This window comes from Flavobacterium beibuense (assembly GCF_004151245.1).
GTDB classification, from domain to species: domain Bacteria; phylum Bacteroidota; class Bacteroidia; order Flavobacteriales; family Flavobacteriaceae; genus Flavobacterium; species Flavobacterium beibuense_A.
On record NZ_JUIW01000008.1, the window covers coordinates 219987 to 241299 of the forward strand.

The 21313-nt window shown below is 37.2% G+C and carries 15 protein-coding genes; 7 read left to right on the forward strand and 8 right to left on the reverse strand.

Features of this window, described 5'->3' with window-relative positions; translation table 11 throughout:
* Positions 1-85: 85 nt before the first annotated feature.
* The 3 genes from rpoB (at position 86) to NU09_RS12625 (ending at position 8586) form a co-directional block, all read left to right on the forward strand.
* Complete coding sequence (gene rpoB, locus NU09_RS12615; protein WP_129751652.1) at positions 86-3898, forward strand: DNA-directed RNA polymerase subunit beta; 3813 nt, start codon at positions 86-88, stop codon at positions 3896-3898.
* A gap of 72 nt (positions 3899-3970) precedes the next feature.
* Positions 3971-8269, forward strand: coding sequence for a DNA-directed RNA polymerase subunit beta' (rpoC, locus tag NU09_RS12620; protein WP_129751653.1), 4299 nt, complete (start codon positions 3971-3973; stop codon positions 8267-8269).
* Positions 8270-8274: 5 nt separating this feature from the next.
* On the forward strand, positions 8275-8586 hold the full coding sequence (locus tag NU09_RS12625) for a DUF3467 domain-containing protein (RefSeq protein ID WP_129751654.1): 312 nt from the start codon (positions 8275-8277) through the stop codon (positions 8584-8586).
* A gap of 46 nt (positions 8587-8632) precedes the next feature.
* On the opposite strand, the gene NU09_RS12630 is transcribed toward NU09_RS12625, so the two are convergent.
* The gene (locus NU09_RS12630) at positions 8633-9877 is read right to left on the reverse strand and encodes a hypothetical protein (protein ID WP_129751655.1); all 1245 of its coding nucleotides are present in this window, start codon (positions 9875-9877) and stop codon (positions 8633-8635) included.
* Entirely contained in the window at positions 9877-11133 is a 1257-nt protein-coding gene (locus tag NU09_RS12635) for a hypothetical protein (RefSeq protein ID WP_129751656.1), read from the reverse strand. The genes NU09_RS12630 and NU09_RS12635 overlap by 1 nt, the downstream gene beginning before the upstream one ends.
* A gap of 172 nt (positions 11134-11305) precedes the next feature.
* On the opposite strand from NU09_RS12635, the gene mutL reads away from it, so the two are divergent.
* From mutL to NU09_RS12655, 4 genes are read left to right on the forward strand one after another with little or no spacing between them, the layout of a single operon-like run.
* Positions 11306-13204: a DNA mismatch repair endonuclease MutL gene (gene mutL / locus NU09_RS12640; RefSeq protein ID WP_129751657.1), complete on the forward strand. Its 1899-nt coding sequence runs from the start codon at positions 11306-11308 to the stop codon at positions 13202-13204.
* Positions 13201-13944, forward strand: a complete 744-nt coding sequence (locus tag NU09_RS12645; RefSeq protein ID WP_129751658.1) for a rhomboid family intramembrane serine protease — start codon at positions 13201-13203, stop codon at positions 13942-13944. Before mutL ends, NU09_RS12645 begins: the two co-directional genes overlap by 4 nt.
* 2 nt (positions 13945-13946) lie before the next feature.
* Positions 13947-14852 (forward strand): rhomboid family intramembrane serine protease, encoded by a 906-nt coding sequence (locus tag NU09_RS12650; RefSeq protein ID WP_129751659.1) that lies wholly within the window; start codon positions 13947-13949, stop codon positions 14850-14852.
* 24 nt (positions 14853-14876) lie between these two features.
* Positions 14877-15917, forward strand: a complete 1041-nt coding sequence (locus NU09_RS12655; protein ID WP_129751660.1) for an endonuclease/exonuclease/phosphatase family protein — start codon at positions 14877-14879, stop codon at positions 15915-15917.
* Between the two features lie 2 nt (positions 15918-15919).
* Here the strand turns inward: NU09_RS12655 and NU09_RS12660 are convergent, their stop codons facing one another.
* From NU09_RS12660 to NU09_RS12685, 6 genes are all read right to left on the reverse strand, one after another.
* Positions 15920-16534 (reverse strand): WbqC family protein, encoded by a 615-nt coding sequence (locus NU09_RS12660; protein WP_129751661.1) that lies wholly within the window; start codon positions 16532-16534, stop codon positions 15920-15922.
* A gap of 73 nt (positions 16535-16607) precedes the next feature.
* Positions 16608-18308, reverse strand: coding sequence for a signal peptidase I (gene lepB, locus NU09_RS12665; protein WP_129751662.1), 1701 nt, complete (start codon positions 18306-18308; stop codon positions 16608-16610).
* 44 nt (positions 18309-18352) lie between these two features.
* Entirely contained in the window at positions 18353-19054 is a 702-nt protein-coding gene (gene dapB / locus NU09_RS12670) for a 4-hydroxy-tetrahydrodipicolinate reductase (protein WP_129751663.1), read from the reverse strand.
* 3 nt (positions 19055-19057) lie between these two features.
* Positions 19058-19627, reverse strand: a complete 570-nt coding sequence (locus NU09_RS12675) for a DUF5683 domain-containing protein (protein WP_129751664.1) — start codon at positions 19625-19627, stop codon at positions 19058-19060.
* Positions 19627-20532 (reverse strand): ParB/RepB/Spo0J family partition protein, encoded by a 906-nt coding sequence (locus tag NU09_RS12680; protein WP_129751665.1) that lies wholly within the window; start codon positions 20530-20532, stop codon positions 19627-19629. Before NU09_RS12680 ends, NU09_RS12675 begins: the two co-directional genes overlap by 1 nt.
* Positions 20529-21311, reverse strand: coding sequence for a ParA family protein (locus tag NU09_RS12685; RefSeq protein WP_129751666.1), 783 nt, complete (start codon positions 21309-21311; stop codon positions 20529-20531). Before NU09_RS12685 ends, NU09_RS12680 begins: the two co-directional genes overlap by 4 nt.
* Between the last annotated feature and the right edge of the window lie 2 nt (positions 21312-21313).

Here is a 21313-nt window from a genome sequence, read left to right on the forward strand (position 1 = left end):
ATCTCTCAAAGGCCTAAACCATTTTTCGTATAATAACATTATACGCTTTCTTATTAAACTTTTTTAATCAAAATTTTGTCCATTGATGATAACAAATCAGACTGAGAGATTAAATTTTGCCTCTACGAAAAACATTCCTGCGTACCCTGACTTTCTGGATATTCAGGTTAAGTCTTTCAAGGATTTTTTTCAACTTGAAACTAAATCTGACGAAAGAGGCAACGAAGGTCTTTATAACACCTTCATGGAAAACTTTCCGATCACTGATACCAGAAATCAGTTTGTACTGGAGTTCCTTGACTACTTTGTTGATCCGCCTAGGTATACAATTGAGGAGTGTATAGACAGGGGGCTAACTTACAGCGTGCCGTTAAAGGCAAGATTAAAGCTGTATTGTACAGACCCTGAGCATGAGGATTTTGAGACAATTGTACAGGACGTATATTTAGGTACTATACCTTATATGACACCTAGCGGTACATTTGTTATCAATGGTGCAGAGCGTGTAGTTGTATCTCAGTTACACAGATCACCGGGTGTTTTCTTCGGTCAATCCTTCCACGCAAACGGAACAAAATTATATTCTGCAAGGGTAATTCCTTTCAAAGGTTCATGGATTGAGTTTGCAACCGATATCAACAATGTGATGTATGCTTACATCGACAGGAAGAAAAAGTTACCGGTTACAACATTATTCAGGGCAATTGGTTTTGAAAGGGATAAGGACATCCTTGAAATTTTTGACCTTGCTGAAGAGGTTAAGGTTTCTAAAACCGGTCTTAAGAAGTATATAGGCAGAAGGCTTGCTGCTCGTGTTCTTAACACGTGGCATGAAGACTTTGTGGATGAGGATACAGGAGAGGTAGTGTCTATTGAGCGTAATGAGATTATATTAGACAGGGATACTCTTATCGACAAAGATAATGTTGAGGAGATCATTGATTCTAATGTAAAATCTATTCTGTTACATAAAGAGGATAATAATCAGGCAGATTATGCTATTATCCATAATACTTTACAGAAAGACCCAACAAACTCAGAAAAAGAAGCTGTAGAGCACATATACCGTCAGCTGCGTAATGCAGAACCGCCTGATGAGGAAACGGCTCGTGGCATTATAGATAAATTGTTCTTCTCAGATCAGCGTTACAACTTAGGTGAAGTTGGTCGTTACAGAATGAACAAAAAACTAAATCTTGATATTCCTATGGATAAGCAGGTGCTTACCAAAGAGGATATCATTACTATCGTTAAATATCTAATTGAACTTATCAACTCTAAAGCAGAAATTGATGATATCGACCACTTATCAAACCGTCGTGTAAGAACTGTAGGTGAACAACTTTCGGCTCAGTTTGGCGTAGGTTTGGCGCGTATGGCGAGAACCATCAGAGAGCGTATGAACGTTAGGGATAACGAGGTGTTTACACCAATTGACCTTATCAATGCTAAAACATTGTCGTCAGTTATCAACTCTTTCTTTGGTACTAACCAGCTATCTCAGTTCATGGATCAAACAAATCCATTAGCGGAGATTACACACAAAAGAAGATTGTCTGCACTAGGGCCTGGTGGTCTTTCGAGAGAGAGAGCAGGTTTCGAGGTGCGAGACGTTCACTATACGCATTACGGACGTTTATGTCCTATTGAAACACCAGAGGGTCCAAACATTGGTTTGATCTCTTCTCTAGGTGTTTATGCTAAGGTAAACGGTATGGGCTTCATTGAAACACCTTATCGTAAAGTAGAAAACGGTAAAGTTGATTTAGAGTCTGAACCAATTTATTTAAGTGCAGAGGAAGAAGAAGGTAAGCTTATTGCTCAGGCAAATATTGAGATGAGCGACAAAGGTGATATCACTGCCGAAAGAGTTATTGCCCGTGAGGAAGGTGACTTCCCGGTTGTTGAGCCATCTGTAGTACATTATACTGACGTTGCTCCTAACCAGATTGCTTCAATCTCAGCTTCATTAATCCCATTCCTTGAGCACGATGATGCTAACCGTGCGTTGATGGGATCAAACATGATGCGTCAGGCCGTACCATTATTACGTCCTGATTCACCTATCGTTGGTACCGGTCTTGAGCGTCAGGTAGCGTCAGATTCAAGAGTACTTATCAATGCCGAAGGTAACGGTGTTGTTGAGTATGTTGATGCAAACGAGATTACTATTAAGTATGACAGAACAGATCGTGAAAGAAGCGTTAGCTTTGATACGGATGAGAAGACATACAAGCTTATCAAGTTCAGAAAAACCAACCAGAGTACAAGTATCAACCTTAAGCCTATCGTAAGAAGAGGTGACAGAGTTGTAAAAGGACAGGTACTTTGTGAAGGTTATGCAACACAAAACGGAGAGCTTGCTCTTGGTAGAAACCTTCAGGTGGCGTTCATGCCTTGGAAAGGTTATAACTTTGAGGATGCGATCGTAATTTCTGAGAAAGTAGTTCGTGATGATATCTTTACATCTATCCACGTAGATGACTATTCACTAGAGGTAAGGGATACTAAATTAGGTAACGAAGAATTAACTAACGATATTCCTAACGTAAGTGAAGAGGCTACTAAGGATCTTGATGAGAACGGTATGATCAGGATTGGTGCAGAAGTTAAACCTGGTGATATCCTTATTGGTAAGATTACTCCTAAAGGAGAATCAGACCCTACACCTGAAGAGAAGTTATTAAGAGCTATCTTTGGTGATAAAGCGGGTGATGTTAAGGATGCTTCATTAAAAGCTTCTCCATCATTACATGGTGTTGTTCTTGATAAGAAATTATTTGCGAGAGCAGTAAAAGATAAACGCAAACGTACAAAAGATAAAGACGATTTAACTAAACTTGAAATGGAGTTTGAAGTTAAGTTCAATGAGCTTAAAGACAGACTTATCGATAAGTTATTTAATATCGTTAACGGAAAAACTTCTCAGGGAGTAATGAATGATCTTGGTGAGGAAGTATTACCAAAAGGTAAGAAATATACTCAGAAGATGCTTTATGCTGTTGAAGATTTCGCTCACTTAACTAAAGGACAGTGGACAACGGATGACGAAACCAATGCTATGGTTAACGACCTTATCCACAACTATAAAATTAAGCTGAACGACCTTCAGGGTGCATTAAGAAGAGAGAAATTTACTATTACTGTAGGGGATGAGCTTCCATCAGGAATTTTAAAACTTGCTAAAGTTTACATCGCTAAGAAACGTAAGCTTAAAGTGGGTGATAAAATGGCGGGTCGTCACGGTAACAAAGGTATTGTTGCTAAGATTGTTCGTCAGGAGGATATGCCATTCCTTGAAGACGGAACACCGGTAGATATCGTTCTTAACCCACTAGGGGTACCATCTCGTATGAACATCGGTCAGATTTATGAGACTGTTCTTGGATGGGCTGGTATGAAGTTAGGTAAGAAGTTCGCTACTCCTATTTTTGATGGTGCTTCGCTTGATCAGATCAACAAGCTTACTGATGAGGCTGGAATACCTCGTTTTGGTCACACTTATCTATATGATGGTGGTACCGGAGAGCGTTTCCACCAGGCAGCAACTGTAGGTGTTATCTACATGCTTAAACTGGGTCACATGGTAGATGATAAGATGCACGCACGTTCTATCGGTCCTTACTCGCTTATCACTCAGCAGCCTCTTGGAGGTAAAGCTCAGTTTGGTGGTCAGCGTTTTGGAGAGATGGAGGTATGGGCTCTTGAGGCATATGGTGCTTCTAGTACCTTAAGGGAGATACTGACTGTTAAATCGGATGACGTTATAGGTAGGGCTAAAACTTACGAGGCTATCGTTAAGGGTGAAACCATGCCGGAACCAGGATTGCCGGAATCATTCAACGTATTGATGCACGAGCTTAAAGGTCTTGGACTAGACATCAGATTAGAAGAATAAATTTCCACGGGAGTGGTGCCTTGGCGCCATTCCCTTTTATAGCGTTTTTAATATAATTGATAGATTCATATCATGACGAGATTAAAAGATAAAAATACCGTTAAAAGATTTAACCAGATTTCGATAGGTCTTGCTTCTCCGGAGTCAATCCTTGCCGAATCAAGAGGTGAGGTGTTAAAACCGGAAACCATTAACTATCGTACCCACAAACCGGAAAGGGACGGACTTTTCTGTGAGCGTATCTTTGGTCCTGTAAAAGACTTTGAGTGTGCTTGTGGTAAATACAAAAGAATCCGTTATAAAGGAATCGTTTGTGACCGTTGTGGTGTAGAGGTTACGGAGAAAAAAGTACGTCGTGACAGAGTAGGACACATCAACCTTGTTGTGCCTATTGCTCACATATGGTACTTCCGTTCATTACCAAACAAAATTGGTTATCTTCTTGGCCTTCCGTCTAAGAAATTAGACATGATCATATACTATGAAAGGTATGTGGTTATCCAGCCGGGTATTGCTAAAGGTCCTGATGGGGAGGCGCTTAAAGAACTAGACTTTTTAACAGAGGAGGAGTACCTGAACATTGCAGACTCTCTTCCGATGGAAAATCAATACTTAGACGATACAGACCCTAATAAGTTTATTGCTAAAATGGGTGCTGAATGTATTATGGATTTATTGGCAAGAATCGATCTTGACCAGTTGTCTTATGACCTACGTCATAGTGCTAATACAGAAACGTCTAAACAACGTAAAACAGAAGCACTTAAAAGATTACAGGTTGTAGAATCTTTCCGTGAGGCTAACCTTAACAGGGAAAACCGCCCTGAGTGGATGATTCTTAAAGTTATACCTGTTATCCCGCCAGAGCTTCGTCCGTTAGTACCTCTGGATGGTGGACGTTTTGCTACGTCTGACCTTAATGACCTTTACAGAAGGGTTATTATCCGTAACAACCGTCTTAAGAGATTAATGGAGATTAAAGCACCGGAAGTTATCCTTCGTAACGAAAAACGTATGCTTCAGGAATCTGTTGACTCGTTATTCGATAACACAAGAAAAGCTTCTGCTGTTAAAACAGAATCAAACAGGCCGCTTAAATCACTTTCAGATTCATTAAAAGGTAAGCAGGGACGTTTCCGTCAAAACCTACTTGGTAAACGTGTTGACTATTCTGCACGTTCGGTAATTGTTGTTGGTCCTGAAATGAAACTGTTTGAATGTGGTCTTCCAAAAGATATGGCTGCTGAGCTTTACAAACCATTCGTTATCCGTAAGCTTATCGAAAGAGGTATTGTAAAAACAGTTAAATCGGCTAAAAAGATAATCGATAAAAAAGAGCCTGTAGTATGGGATATCCTTGAAAACGTAATTAAAGGACACCCTGTATTACTTAACCGTGCTCCTACGCTTCACCGTTTAGGTATTCAGGCATTCCAGCCTAAACTTATTGAAGGTAAAGCGATACAGCTGCACCCGTTAGTATGTACGGCATTTAACGCCGACTTTGACGGTGACCAGATGGCGGTTCACTTACCGCTAGGACCGGAGGCTATACTTGAGGCACAGCTATTAATGCTTGCTTCGCACAACATACTTAACCCTGCTAACGGTGCGCCTATTACTGTACCATCTCAGGACATGGTTCTTGGTCTTTACTATATGACCAAAGAGCGTTTGTCTACAGATACGCACAAGATTTTAGGTGAAGGCCTTACTTTCTATTCTGCTGAAGAAGTAAACATTGCTTTAAATGAAGGTAGAGTAGAGCTTAATGCTTCTGTAAAAGTTAGGGCTAAAGACTTTAATAAAGAAGGTGAACTTGTTTATCAAATTATAAAAACTACTGCAGGTAGGGTATTATTCAACGAAGTTGTACCTGAAGCAGCAGGATATATCAATGAGGTATTAACTAAAAAATCGTTAAGGGATATTATCGGTAAGATATTAAATGCTACTGATGTACCTACAACGGCTGCCTTCCTTGATAATATTAAAGATATGGGTTACCGTTTCGCATTTAGAGGAGGTCTTTCTTTCAGCTTAGGTGATATTATTATCCCTGAAAGAAAAGAGGAGCTTATCGCTGATGCAAACGAGCAGGTAGATGCTATTTCTATGAACTATAACATGGGTCTTATTACCAATAATGAGCGTTACAACCAGGTTATTGACGTATGGACTTCTACTAACGCATTACTTACTGAGCTTGCAATGAAGAACATTAGAGAAGACCAGCAAGGTTTCAACTCGGTGTACATGATGCTTGACTCTGGGGCGAGGGGTTCTAAGGAGCAGATTCGTCAGTTAACAGGTATGCGTGGTTTGATGGCTAAACCTAAGAAATCGACTGCCGGTGGTGGTGAGATTATCGAAAACCCGATCTTATCAAACTTTAAAGAAGGTCTTTCAATTCTTGAGTACTTTATCTCTACTCACGGTGCTCGTAAAGGTCTTGCGGATACGGCTCTTAAAACTGCCGATGCAGGATACCTTACAAGGAGGCTGCATGACGTTTCTCAGGATGTTATTGTTAACTCTGTAGACTGTGGTACTTTAAGAGGTATTGAGGTTACTGCTCTTAAGAAAAACGAAGAGATAGTAGAATCTTTAGGAGAAAGAATATTAGGACGTGTAGCTTTACAGGATGTTATTAATCCGCTTACTTCAGAAGTTCTTGTTCACGCTGGTGAGCAAATTACTGAAGCAGAGGTTAGAGCTATTACAGCTTCACCAATTGAAAGCGTAGAAGTACGTTCTCCATTAACATGTGAGGCTCCTAAAGGTATATGTGCAAAATGTTACGGACGTAACCTTGCAACAGCTAAGATGACACAAAAAGGTGAGGCAGTAGGTGTTATTGCAGCACAGTCAATTGGTGAGCCGGGTACACAGCTTACACTACGTACGTTCCACGTGGGTGGTACCGCTGGTAACATTTCTGAGGAATCAAGCATCATCACTAAATTCCGTGGTAGACTTGAAATCGAAGACCTTAAAACAGTTAAAGGTGAAGACAGCGAAGGTAATGAAGTGGATATCGTGGTATCACGTTCTACTGAGTTAAAACTTGTTGACGAGAACACCGGAATTGTTTTAAATACACATAACATCCCTTACGGTTCTAGTTTCTATGTGAAAGACGGCCAGTTAGTTGATGAAGGTACTGTAATATGTAAATGGGACCCTTATAACGGGGTAATTATATCTGAGTTTACCGGTAAAATTGCTTATGAAGATATCGAGCAGGGACAATCGTTCATTGTTGAGATCGATGAGCAGACCGGATTCCAGGAGAAAGTAATCTCTGAAGCTAGGAATAAGAAATTAATCCCTACTTTATTGATCTACGGAAATGATGGCGAACTAATCCGTTCTTACAACTTACCGGTAGGTGCCCACCTTATGGTAGATAACGGTGAGAAGATTAAGGCTGGTAAGGTACTTGTTAAGATACCTAGGCGTTCATCTAAAGCGGGTGATATTACCGGTGGTTTACCAAGGATTACCGAGCTTCTTGAAGCACGTAACCCTTCTAACCCGGCAGTAGTATCTGAAATTGACGGTGTAGTATCATTCGGTAAGATCAAGAGAGGTAACCGTGAGATTGTAATTGAGTCTAAATTTGGTGAGATCAAGAAATATCTTGTAAAACTTTCTAACCAGATACTTGTTCAGGAGAATGACTACGTGAAAGCGGGTATGCCACTTTCAGACGGTGCTATTACTCCGGACGATATCTTAAGAATACAGGGACCTTCTGCAGTACAGCAGTACCTTGTAAACGAGATTCAGGAAGTTTACCGACTACAGGGTGTAAAAATCAACGATAAGCACTTTGAGGTTGTTATCCGCCAAATGATGCGTAAAGTGAAGATTGAAGATCCGGGAGATACATTATTCTTAGAAGATCAGTTAGCTCATACAAGCGACTTTATCGTTGAGAATGATAAACTTTACGGAATGAAAGTTGTTGAAGATGCTGGTGATTCTGATACCCTTAAACCGGGCCAGATCATTACTCCTCGTGAGTTAAGGGATGAGAACTCAATCCTTAAGCGTGGTGACAAAAACCTTGTTGTGGCAAGAGACGTTGTTCCGGCAACTGCTACTCCAATACTTCAGGGTATTACAAGAGCATCGCTTCAAACTAAATCGTTCATCTCGGCAGCATCGTTCCAGGAAACTACAAAAGTACTTAACGAGGCAGCTGTAGCTGGTAAAGTTGACGGACTTGAAGGACTTAAAGAGAACGTTATTGTAGGACACAGAATACCTGCTGGTACAGGTATGAGGGATTATGATAACATTATCGTAGGTTCTAAAGAAGAGTATAATGAATTACTAACTCCTAAAGAGGAATTTAATTACTAATACAAATGAGTGATCAAAAACAGCAACCGGGACAAATAAATATTGAACTGGATGAAAAAACAGCAGAAGGTATCTATTCTAACCTGGCAATTATAAACCACTCGGCTTCTGAGTTTGTAGTGGACTTTGTAACCATTATGCCGGGCGTGCCTAAAGCTAAAGTTAAATCACGCATTGTATTAACGCCTCAGCACGCCAAAAGGCTGCTTAAGGCACTAGGCGAGAACATCCAGCGCTTTGAAGCCGCTCACGGCCCGATAAGCGAAACGGAACAACCGCCGCTTCCTTTGAGTTTTGGGCCTGCAGGTCAGGCTTAATATAGAAACAAAAAACCCACTCGTTAGAGTGGGTTTTTTTATTGATTTAATATAAATCTAAGTGCTTATTTTTATACTTTATTGTTGATTCGAAATCAGCTACTTTTTTTAATATTATAAATTCAAATTTTATGATTAGTTCTTTTATTAATAATATTATGCCTTCTTTTAAAAGTATATTATGTATCGTTAAATGAATTTCACTTTCTTTATTATGAACAATAGTATTACGAAGTTTATATAACACTCTAAATAGTCCATTATAAACTTGATTCAGATTTGATGTGTCAAAACTTTTTGTTTCATTTGGGTAAAGCAAATGCTCAACAGCAACTTTAATTTTACTATTTCCATCTATTTTTGATTTAAACCAATTTGAGAGATCTGTACGATTATTTTCAAAAACTTTTTTAAAATTTTTTTCGTCAAAATCGTCAATTTTAGCTAAGCTGTACATTTCCCTTAAAAATAAATTTTGATTAGATGTATTACTTTGTATGTTTACTAATATATGTCTTGTAATTAAGTATTCAATGATTTGATAAAGCTTTAAGTATTTTATTAGTAGGTCATCAATATGATGATATTCATCTATGACGTCATAAATTTCGAAAAACTGCGTAAAATCCGAAGTTGAATGATTAACAGTATTAATTAAGGTATTATTTATTCTATAAGTATGAAGCAGTTCCGTGGGATAGATAGTTTTATGACCTTTGAGTAAATATATGAAATAACTTTTTGAATAAAGTTTTACAAAATCTTTATCTGTAGTGTTATAAATGGCAATAATGCTATTTTTGGCTGGATTGATAATTTTGTTTATTGTTTCTTCAAATTCAATTTGAGGTAAAGATGAGTCCCCGTAAAATAGTATAATTTCTCTTATTTTTCTGATAATATTGTCTTTTTCTGTATTTAAAAAAGAAAAAGAATGTGGAGTTTTAAAGAATGATAGCGGTATTATAGCTCCAGAATCAATTGTAATAGCAAAATTTCTTATTCTAAATTTAGTTTCCTTTTTCCTCGAGAGATGTTTTATTTCTAATTTATAAATATTTTGATAGGAAGTTGCATCGTCATTCAAATCGATATTTGTGTCTGATAAAAAATCTGTTATTATAGTATAAAAGTATTCAAGTTGTTCATTACTTGGAATGATGTTTTTAATATTTTCTAAAAAAGTTTCCGGAATATCATATTCAAACGAAAGCTCTAAGTCTTCATTCAATACTCCATAATATTGAGATAGTCTCTTTAAAAAAAGCTTTATATGTTCTTCAATACTCATTATTTTTTCATTTGCTGATTAAACAATGTATTCCAACTTGTAGTCTCTTTATTTAGAACTTTAACGGTATAATTCATTATAACTGTTCGTATAAGGTTTCCAATATTAACAGATCTACCACTTAAATTATCGTATTGAGAATTGAATTTTTCCAATTCAAGTTTACTTGAGAAGTTTTCGATTAAGATGTCAAATGTTATCAAAATTTTTATTGTTAATTCTGAGGTATCTTCATCTTCATTAATGTCTAAGTAACTTCCAACTCCTGCAAAAATTCCATTTAATGTTGTGTCTTTACCAAACCATGAAGTTCCAAGTTCACCATATTCGGAATTAATTTTTTTATCTAGCAGATAAATCTTATTTAACAATTCGGATATAAAACCACTGTTGAAAATTATTTCAGCAAATTTTAAAGATCCACCTTGTTCTTTCTCATCAATTAAATCATATTTATAGATAATATCACTGCTAATTCTTTGAGGCTTAGCTAAAACTAAGGACATTAATGAAGTAATGATTGTGGAAAATAAATATTCTCCAGGATTTCTATTTCCTCTTTTTACTTGATTAAATTGAGATTCTTTTTCTCGAATTATAGTAATATTCTTGTTATTGTCTTTAAGAGATTTCCAAAGATTAAGAAATAGAATTTCAAATTGATGTTGAGTAGATACAGCTTTATGTCCTGCATTTAGGATTAACATTTTTTTTACTAATTCTGTTTCGGTTAAATTCGTCCATATTGTGAAATATAAATTATAAGATTTATATTTTTCCTCATAATCTACCTTAGTTTTACCGTCCTCAAAATTTTGTTTAAAAAATTTTGCATCGACAATACCATTTTCAAAGAAATCAGGGAACTTTTGACGTATATTTTTAACGGCAATTTTTAAATCTTCATACTTATTAGTCTTGATGTCATTGTATATTTTCCAAAACGCCCATAATCTGTATGTTCTTTGGAGTCCATCTAGAATGTCAATTTTATCTTGTTCTAAGATAATCGTTTTACTTTCGGTATTAATATTAACTTTTTTATGATAAGCTAGAGTAATATTAGGTAGCGGTTCTCCAGCTTCTATAGTAGATAAAATACCATCCAAGTATTTGTTCTTGACAATCTTTCGTTGAACCTCAAAATTAAAATTATCTTCTGTCAATGAATTGACATAATCAAACAGGCTTAATTCTGTAAGTAACCAAAATTTACCGTTATTAAAGTTTTTACTATTTAAAATATTGAATTTCATATATGTAATAATTGCAAATCAATTGATTCTGTATGTTTTTTGTAATCAATGTAGTAGTAAATATAGTACTAAAATTGGAGATTAGATATTTATGAATTAAAAACAATGCTTTTAGCATGCCATAAATTTCCTTAACTTTGAGGTTCATCAATTAAACCCTATATCCTTTCCAATGTCGAGTATTATCCAACTTCTTCCTGACCACGTTGCCAACCAGATAGCTGCCGGAGAGGTGGTACAAAGGCCGGCTTCGGTAGTGAAAGAATTACTGGAAAATTCGGTCGATGCAGGCGCAACAGAGATAAAACTTATAGTTAAAGATGCAGGAAAAACCTTAGTACAGGTTATAGATAACGGAAAAGGTATGAGTGTTACCGATTCCCGACTGTGTTTTGAGCGCCATGCCACTTCAAAAATACGCCATGCCGAAGATTTGTTTTCCCTTGGCACAAAAGGTTTTAGGGGAGAGGCCCTGGCGTCTATAGCGGCTATTGCTCATGTTGAAATGAAAACCAAACAGGAACAGGACGAACTGGGTACACATCTTATTATAGAAGGGAGTAAGTTTGTAAGCCAGGATGTAGCTGTAGTGCCTAAAGGTACTTCGTTTTCCATTAAAAACCTTTTCTTTAATATTCCGGCAAGGCGTAACTTCCTTAAATCGGATACGGTGGAATTCCGCCACATAGTTGATGAGTTTGAAAGGGTGGCTATGGCGCATGCCAATATCCATTTTGTACTGATACACAACGGTAGCGAAATGTTTAACTTGCCTGCTTCAAACACACGCCAGCGTATTGTAAATATTTTTGGCGGGCGAACTAACGAAAAATTGGTCCCTGTAAACGAAACTACCGAGATAGTGAGTATTAACGGGTTTGTTTGCAAACCTGAATTTGCCAAAAAAAACAGGGGAGAGCAGTTCTTTTTTGTAAACGACAGGTTTATTAAAAGCGGCTACCTTCATCATGCGGTAATGGCTGCTTATGAAGGATTACTTAAAGACGGCACACAACCGGGTTATTTCTTATACCTTGATGTTCCGCCAAACAGTATAGATATTAATATACACCCTACAAAAACAGAAATTAAATTTGACGATGAGCATGCACTGTATGCCATATTGCGTTCGTCTATAAAACATAGCCTGGGTCAGTTTAATGTGGCCCCGGTATTGGATTTTGAAAGGGATAATACCCTTGATACACCTTATGATTACGAAGGCAAGGACGTTTCTATGCCTACCATACAGGTAGACTCTACGTTTAATCCTTTTGCGGATGATGCTCCGGTAAAACCATCGTCTTCATCGTCGTTTGGTTCTTCACGAAGCTCATCTTCGTCTTCATCATATTCTTCTCCCTCTTTCAGGAAAGCTGACAAGATGCCTGCATGGGAGAGTCTGTATAACGGACTGGATACTGCATCTGACGAAATTACCGAAGTGAATTTTGAATCGGAAGAAGTGACAGGTTCACTTTTTAATGATGAGGATGTAGAACAAGCGGTATACAAAACGTATCAGATTCATAAGAAGTATATAGTAAGCCCAATTAAGTCGGGAATGGTGATAATAGACCAGAAACGTGCACATCAGCGTATATTGTATGAGCAGTTTCTTGCCAATATCACGGTGCAGCATGGCTCAAGCCAGCAATTGCTTTTTCCGCTTACCCTTCACTTCAATAAAAGTGAACTGGCAATAATAAGTGAAATGAAGGAAGCTTTACAAAATACTGGCTTTGTTTTTGCTGAGTTTAACAGCGACCATATAGTGGTTTCCGGTTTGCCTGTAAACGTTACAGAAAGTGAGGTTTCTATACTGTTGGAAGAGCTTTTAAACGATTTGCAGCAGGAAGTACCAGACAGTAGTTTTAGCCAAAGCGACAGCATAGCAAAATCTATGGCTCGAAGCCTTGCTGTTAAAACAGGGGTACAGCTTTCTGATAAAGAACAGGAAACTATGGTCAATTCGCTTTTTGCCTGCAAAGAGCCCGGAGTTTCACCTTTTAATAAACCTACTTTCATCACCATGAGTGTGGAAGACCTTGATAAACGATTTGCCCTATGATGCGAATTACCGAAACTGTTAAGCAGTTAATTATTATAAACATACTGTTTTTTGTAGGAACAATGATTGTTCCGCAGGCTTTATCTTTTTTAGCCTTATATTTTCCTTTAAATCCTAATTTTAAATTTTGGCAACCCGTAACGCATATGTTTATGCACGGGAACTTTTTACATATATTCTTCAATATGTTTGCGCTATATTCCTTTGGGGTTGTTTTGGAGCAGATGTGGGGAGCTAAAAAGTTTTTATTTTTCTATTTTTCGTGTGGTTTAGGCGCTGCCTTATTACATATTGGTGTGAATTATCTTTTGTTTCATCAGGGATTAGAGGTGCTAATGGCAAATGGCCTTTCAAAAGCTGAAGTAGTGACTGCCTTAAATACTTTAGATTTAACACCTTTACAAGGTAAGATTGATCAGGCAACTTTTGATAGTATGGCTTCGGCTTATTTAACTCCTGCTGTTGGCGCATCTGGTGCAATTTATGGTGTACTTGTGGCGTTTGCTTTTTTATTACCTAATGCAGAACTCATGCTTATATTTTTTCCTGTCCCGGTTAAGGCCAAGTTTTTTGTTCCCGGTTTATTAGCAATCGATTTGTTTTTAGGATTAAAGGGAAGTTCAATTTTTGGAGGAGGAGACGGAATCGCCCATTTTGCCCATTTAGGTGGCGCACTGGTAGGTTTTCTTATGATGTGGTACTGGAAGAATAATCAGTTTAATAAAAATCGCTGGAACTAACTATGGGGATTTTGGATGATTTAAAAATGGAGTACCGTATAGGAGGCATTACCCAAAGGCTTATTTTTTGGAATGTAGGCCTCTTTGCTATTCCGATGGTACTGTTTAGTGTTTTATCTTTGTTTGGTGTTGATTTATCTTTTCTAAGATGGGATCTTGCATTAACGAATGACTGGTTTAGCCTTTCTTCAAATCCTGAAAACTTATTATGGAAGCCATGGTCTATTATATCTTATATGTTTTTACATGCAGGTATATTTCATTTGCTTTTTAATATGATGATGCTCTATTTTGCAGGGAGACTATTTTTAACCTTCTTTACCCAAAAGCAAATGTTTGGCATGTATATACTAGGAGGGATATTTGCAGGTTTTTTATACATAGTAAGTTACAATCTTCTACCTGCTTTTAGTGTAGGAGGAAGTAAAATGGTAGGAGCTTCGGCAGCTGTTATGACGGTTCTCATTGCTACGGCAGTTTACCAGCCATATTATCAGGTTAGGCTTTTACTTATTGGTACTGTTAAGTTATGGCATATTGCCGTTGTATTTGTAATACTGGATCTTATACAGGCTTCAGGGGCTAATGCAGGTGGACATATAGCGCACTTAGGAGGTGCTCTTTTTGGATATATTTATATAAGGCTATTGCAAAATGGCACCGATCTTAGCAGTATTGTAACTTCGGTAATCGATTTTTTTGCTAACTTGTTTAAACCTAAGAAAAAGACACCTTTTAAAAAGGTATATAAAAATAATAATGTTTCCAGGCCTGCGTCATCTCTTACAAGTCAGCCTAAAGATATTACCCAAAAAAGAATAGACGATATATTAGATAAGATTAGTAAGTCGGGCTATGAGAGCCTAACAAAAGAGGAAAAAGATTTTTTAAGTAAAGCAGGCAAGTAATTTAACCGATAAACAAGCTCCCCCATGAAAAACCTATCCTGGTTTAACAAGCTTATGTTTTTCTTTAATATGGTATTAACCATATTAACCTTTGCTGGCTATGTACTTCCTTTTCTTGCACCAAAGCTTTTTCCGCTATTATCGGTGTTTACTTTGGTACTGCCATTGCTATTGGTACTTAATTTCATATTTTTCATGTACTGGTTACTGCAAACCAAAAGACAGATGCTGCTTTCAGGGCTTGTACTTCTTTTAGGAATAACCTTTGTTAGTAAACTATATCGTTTCTCTTCAGAAAAACAGGAAACAGAAAATGAAGATTTTGTACTGATGAGTTATAACGTAAGGATGTTTAATCTTTATGAATGGATTGATGACACGATAGTGCCACAAAAGATATCTTATTTTGTTAAGGAAAAGAAGCCGGATGTATTATGTCTTCAGGAGTATAATAAGCGTGGAGAAGGACTTTTTGAAGGTTTTGTTTACAAATTTATCTTTGATGAAAAAGGGAAGAGCCAACAGGCTATTTTTTCTAAATATCCTATTATTAATACCGGTAATATAGATTTTCCTAATACGGGAAACAATGTGATATTTGCCGATATAAAAAGGGGTAAGGATACGCTTAGATTTTACAGTATGCATTTGCAGTCGGTTAAGATAAGCCCTGACATTCATGAGAAGATTGATGAAGAGAAGTCTAAGATAATTTTCAGAAGGCTTAGCGAAGCTTTTAAAGAACAGCAGCTTCAGGCGGAGATGTTGCAGGAACATAAGAAAGAGTGTAATCATCCGATGATTATATGCGGAGACTTAAATAATAGTGCATTCTCTTACGTATACAGGAGTATAAGGGGAGATATGAAAGATGCTTTTGAAGAGGCCGGAAGCGGTTTTGGTAAGTCTTATAACTACAAATACTATCCGGCCAGGATAGACTATATTTTTGCAGACGATACACTTGAGGTAAAAGAATTTAAAACATATGATATGTTTATAAATTCAGACCATTATCCTATTATGGCACGCCTTGGCTTCGAGAAGAAAGAAAAAGATAAATAAATTTATAAAGTCTGGCTCTTTAAATAATCCATCGCGTAACGACCTTCATTAAATAACAGGTCTAATATGCTAAGATTATTTATAAACCCATGTTTTTCTTCAAATACCTGAGTGTAGGGTTCAAATGTAGATGTGTCTTTCTTACCGTTAGTAAGATATCTCAAATCCAGTATGTCACTTACCTCATGGAAATATTCTTCAGTTTTCTCATAAGAGAAATTCATTCCTAAACAATCGGTAATAATTTCCATTATCTGAAAATTAAGATCCATCATAAAAGTATGTTTTTTCTCAAACACAGGCCTTATGTCGTCTTCAAAGTACTCGAAGAAGGGAGAAGTGCGGTAAGCAGCTTCAAGCGACTTAAAATGCTGTTTTTTCCAATCGAAAGCATGTTCAATCTTAACATCCCTAAACTTTTGGTGGTTACTTTCCTTATTGTGCTTAACAGGTATGTTTAAAAGCTGTATCCCGTTTGGACTGTATATATACATCCTGTTCCTGTTAGTTTGTTTCTGAAAATTGTCTTCAACTTCAAAAACAATTTTATCAGTTTTTACCATTGCAACAAAATGACTGATTGAAGGAAAATATGTAGGATGAATTAAAATGCTCATGAGTACGTATTTAAAAAACTGAAGATTGACAGAGCTGCCAATCTTCAAATTTATAGACTTTTAAAGTATTATTTTAGCTATTTGCTTTTTTCTTTTTCTTTCTGAAATAATCAAATACAAACCAGCCTGCAAGAAGTATAAGGAAGTATTTAAAGTACGATACAGGTTCGCCGTCTCCACCAACAGTGGTAAACATCCTGTCCCAACGAACTTTTTTACCAATGTTTTTCCATGATTCGTTTTGGTCAAGGCTCATCCATATAAATACTGGTTTACCTACTATGTGGTCTTCCGGTACAAAGCCCCAAAAACGGCTGTCTAATGAGTTGTGGCGATTATCACCCATCATCCAGTAATAATTCTGTTTAAACGTATAGGATGTAGCTATTTCTCCGTTTATTCTAATTTCATTACCTGTTACTTTAAGGTCATTACCTTCATATTCCCTTATAGCCATTTCATAGATAGGAAGTGTTTCAGAATTTATCTCAACTGTTTTACCTGCTTCCGGTATATAAATAGGTCCCATGTTGTCTTCACTCCATGTTGGTTTAGTGTGAGGGAAGATGTTAGCTGTAGGAAGCGCAGTATATTGCTTGAGCTCTGTGACAATAGGATCTTTTCTAATTATATCAGCTTTTTCATAGGTTAAATTGGCATGTATTTTATTTATAAGAGGTTTCATGCCTAATTTATTCATGTCGTCAAAACTTATAAACCCAAACACTTCAACTTCTGTAGAGTCTCTTGAGAATTCGGTTAAATAAGCCTTAACTTTTTCTTGTTTTATAAGTTTGTGTAGCTCAGGGTTATCCCATAGTGACTTTTTAATTTTATAATATCTACTGAAATCTGTGATTCCATACTTATTTACAAAGTTTTGAGAAAGCTCCCCGTTTATTGCTAAAGTATATTTGTGCTGTAGTTTAGCCCTGTCTGAAAGTATAAGTTTTTCACCGTTTATGTGTACATCACCATTTACAAGAGAGAAGGTGTCACCAGGAGCTCCTACACATCTTTTTACATAGTTTGATTTTTTATCTATAGGTTTTCTAAGTCCTACCGTAACAGTATCTCCAAAATATTTTACGGTATCTGTAGGCCAGTTAAATACCACTATATCATTCTTCTCAGGTTTTTCAAAACCCGGTAAACGGAATGATGGCAATTGAGGCCATTTTGAATATGATTTTGTGTTGATTACAGGAATCGTATCATGTACCATAGGAGCTGCAACAGCTGTCATAGGGGTACGTGCACCATAATGGAATTTACTAACAAAAAGGAAATCGCCAATAAGAAGGGTTTTTTCTAATGAAGCGGTAGGGATTGTGAAAGGCTGCATTACATAAGTATGTACTATGGTAGCAACAACCACAGCAAACAATAAAGAGCTTATAGTGCTTTCTTTTTTCTTTTCAGCTTCGTATTCTTCCTGGGTGATATACTTTACATCTTCAACATAGTTTATGTAGTAGATATAAAGGCCAAGAGTTACTATTCCTAAAATAGTGTCTAATGTGGATTTTTTACCAAAGCTTTTTAAGGTAAGTACCCAAACTACCGGGAACATTATAAGATTTACAACAGGAATAAAAAGCAGAATGGTCCACCATACAGGTTTTCTTATTATTTTCATTAAGATTACCGCATTGTATACCGGAACGGCTGCTTCCCAAGATTTTCTACCTGCTTTTTGATATAATTTCCAGGTGCCAAGATAATGTACTACCTGTACCGCCAGGAAGAAAATAAACCATTGTAATAGTGTCATCTTTATACTGTTTTTTTATATATGTATGTTTTTTTGCAGAAATGTTACTTTAAGTCCAAAACATCTTTCATTGTAAAAATACCTTTTTTGCCGAAAATCCACTCGGCTGCCACTACAGAACCCAAAGCAAAACCTTCACGGCTGTGGGCAGTATGCTTAATTTCTATAGAGTCTACTTCGGAGTCATAGAATATGCTGTGTGTGCCTGGAACATTCTCTATACGTTTGGCATCTATAAGTATTTCATCTTCTTTAGCATTTTCTAGTGCCCAGCTTGAGTAGTTAGAGTTTTCAATAACTCCTTTTGCAAGGCTTATGGCAGTACCGCTTGGCGCATCGAGTTTTTGAGTGTGGTGTATCTCTTCCATAGATACTTTATACTGGGTAAGCTTGCTCATCATTTTAGCAAGATACTCGTTAAGCTGGAAGAATATATTTACGCCAAGGCTAAAGTTAGAGCCATAAATAAATGCTCCGCTTTTTTCTTCACAAAGTTTTGCAACTTCAGGGTAATGTTCAAGCCATCCTGTAGTTCCTGAAATAACAGGTACATTTCGGTTAAAACATTCTGTTATGTTCTCAACGGCTGCATCAGGGATGCTGAATTCTATTGCCACATCGGCATTTTCAAGTCCGTCAAAAGTGTCTTGTCCTGATTTTCTCAATACAATTTCATGGCCTCTTTCCAAAGCAATCCTTTCGATTACTTTTCCCATTTTTCCGTAGCCTAAAAGTGCAATCTTCATAATTTAAAATTGGTAACTAAGGGATATACCCATATTGTGTTTATAATCTATCTGATTTTGTTGCAGTTCGGGTCTTAAACTTAAATTATCGTTTACATTAAACTGCATAAGGTGGGCATCAACGTTAGCGTCAACTATATTTAAAACATAAACTCCCACTGCTATAAGCAATGAGAGGTCTCTGTTTCTTTGATGGAATCTTTGTCCCCTTATTAAGTTGTCCTGACTGAGGTTAGCCAGTTCGCCTGTTACGGTGCCTCCGGCCAAAGTAGTTTTATAGGCATCCCTGTATTCATGGTATTTGTTGTTGTTCCATGAATAGTAATAAAGCGGGATACCTATACCGGCAGCAACCAAAGGGATTTTCCAGTATTTTTTATTGTAAGCCTGCCCAAGTCCCGGTACTACAGCCGAATAAAATGCAGCTTTAGATGGGGCAAGGGGATCTATAGTGTATGAATTAGAACTTACTTCGGTGTTCATGTCTACCCTTAATTGTTCCTCGGTTTGAGTTTCCTGAGCAAAGGATATTGATGAGATAAATAAAATAAATATTGAAAGTAAATTTTTCACTAACCTTTAATAAGTTTAATAATCCTGTTGAAATCTTCCTCTGAATGAAAAGGAATGGTGATTTTACCTTTACCTTTTGCATCCACCTTTACATCAACTTTTGCGCCAAAGAATTCAGTTATGCTTTTTTTCTGCTCTTCTTCAACGGCAAAACCATTCGCTTTAACAGTAGTATTTTTATCGGCGCCGGGTTTCAGGCTTTCCTGATATGCCTTTACCAAAGCTTCGGTTTCCCTAACTGACAGGTTTCCGCTAACTATTTTCTGGTAAATATTTGCCTGAGCATCCTGGTCCTCAATATTTATTATTGCACGGCCGTGGCCCATTGATATAAAACCATCACGAATACCTGTCTGGATAATCGGGTCCAGTTTAAGTAAGCGAAGGTAGTTGGCAATAGTAGAACGTTTTTTACCTACACGGTCACTCATTTGTTCCTGTGTAAGCTGAATTTCGTCTATAAGCCTTTGGTAAGAAAGTGCAATCTCTATAGGGTCAAGGTCATGACGCTGAATATTTTCTACAAGAGCCATTACAAGCGATTCGTTGTCGTTTGCAAGCCTTATATAAGCAGGTACGGTTTCAAGACCGGCCATTTTAGAAGCGCGTAAACGACGCTCTCCCGAAATAAGCTGGTATTTGTTGTAATCCAGTTTTCTTACGGTAATAGGCTGTATAACCCCTAACTCTTTAATAGAGGTGCTTAATTCCTGTAGTGTTTCTTCGTTAAAGTTAGTCCTTGGCTGAAAAGGGTTTATCTCTATAGCATCAATCTCAAGCTCTATGATATTACCTACAACCTTATCTGCATTTTTATCCTCAACCGACTTGATGTCGTTTTCAGGGTCTTTTAATAATGCCGATAATCCTCTTCCAAGTGCTTGTTTTTTTACTGCTTTTGTCATGAACCTACTGTTGTGCTAGTGTTTTTCTTTATAATTTCTTCAGCAAGGTGCAGGTAGTTAACTGCTCCTTTACTTGTTGCGTCATAGTTAATGATGCTTTCCCCATAACTTGGCGCCTCGCTTAGCTTAACATTACGTTGTATAACGGTGTCAAATACCATGTCATTAAAGTGTTTCTGAACTTCTTCCACAACCTGGTTAGAAAGCCTTAAACGCGAATCATACATGGTTAGAAGCAATCCTTCAATGTCTAATGAAGGGTTGTGTATCTTCTGTACGCTCTTAATGGTATTAAGTAGTTTGCCTAAACCTTCAAGTGCAAAATATTCACATTGTATCGGAATAACCACAGAGTCTGCCGCTGTAAGTGCATTAAGCGTTAAAAGCCCTAATGAAGGGGCGCAGTCTATCAGTATATAATCATACTTATCCTTAACGCTTTGCAGCGCCTGTTTAAGCATGTATTCTCTGTTTTCCTTATCCACAAGCTCAATTTCAATAGCCACTAGGTCTATGTGTGCCGGGATAACCGAAACATTAGGTGCATTACAGTCTATGGTAGCCTCATCCGGAGTATTGGTGTGTTCCAGTATCTGATAGGTGCCTGTTTCTACAGTTTCTACATCAATGCCAAGTCCTGAGCTGGCATTTGCCTGAGGGTCAGCATCTATTAGTAATACTTTTTTTTCCAATACACCCAGCGCTGCTGCCAGATTTACTGAAGTTGTCGTTTTTCCTACGCCGCCCTTCTGGTTGGCAATAGCAATGATCTTACCCATGA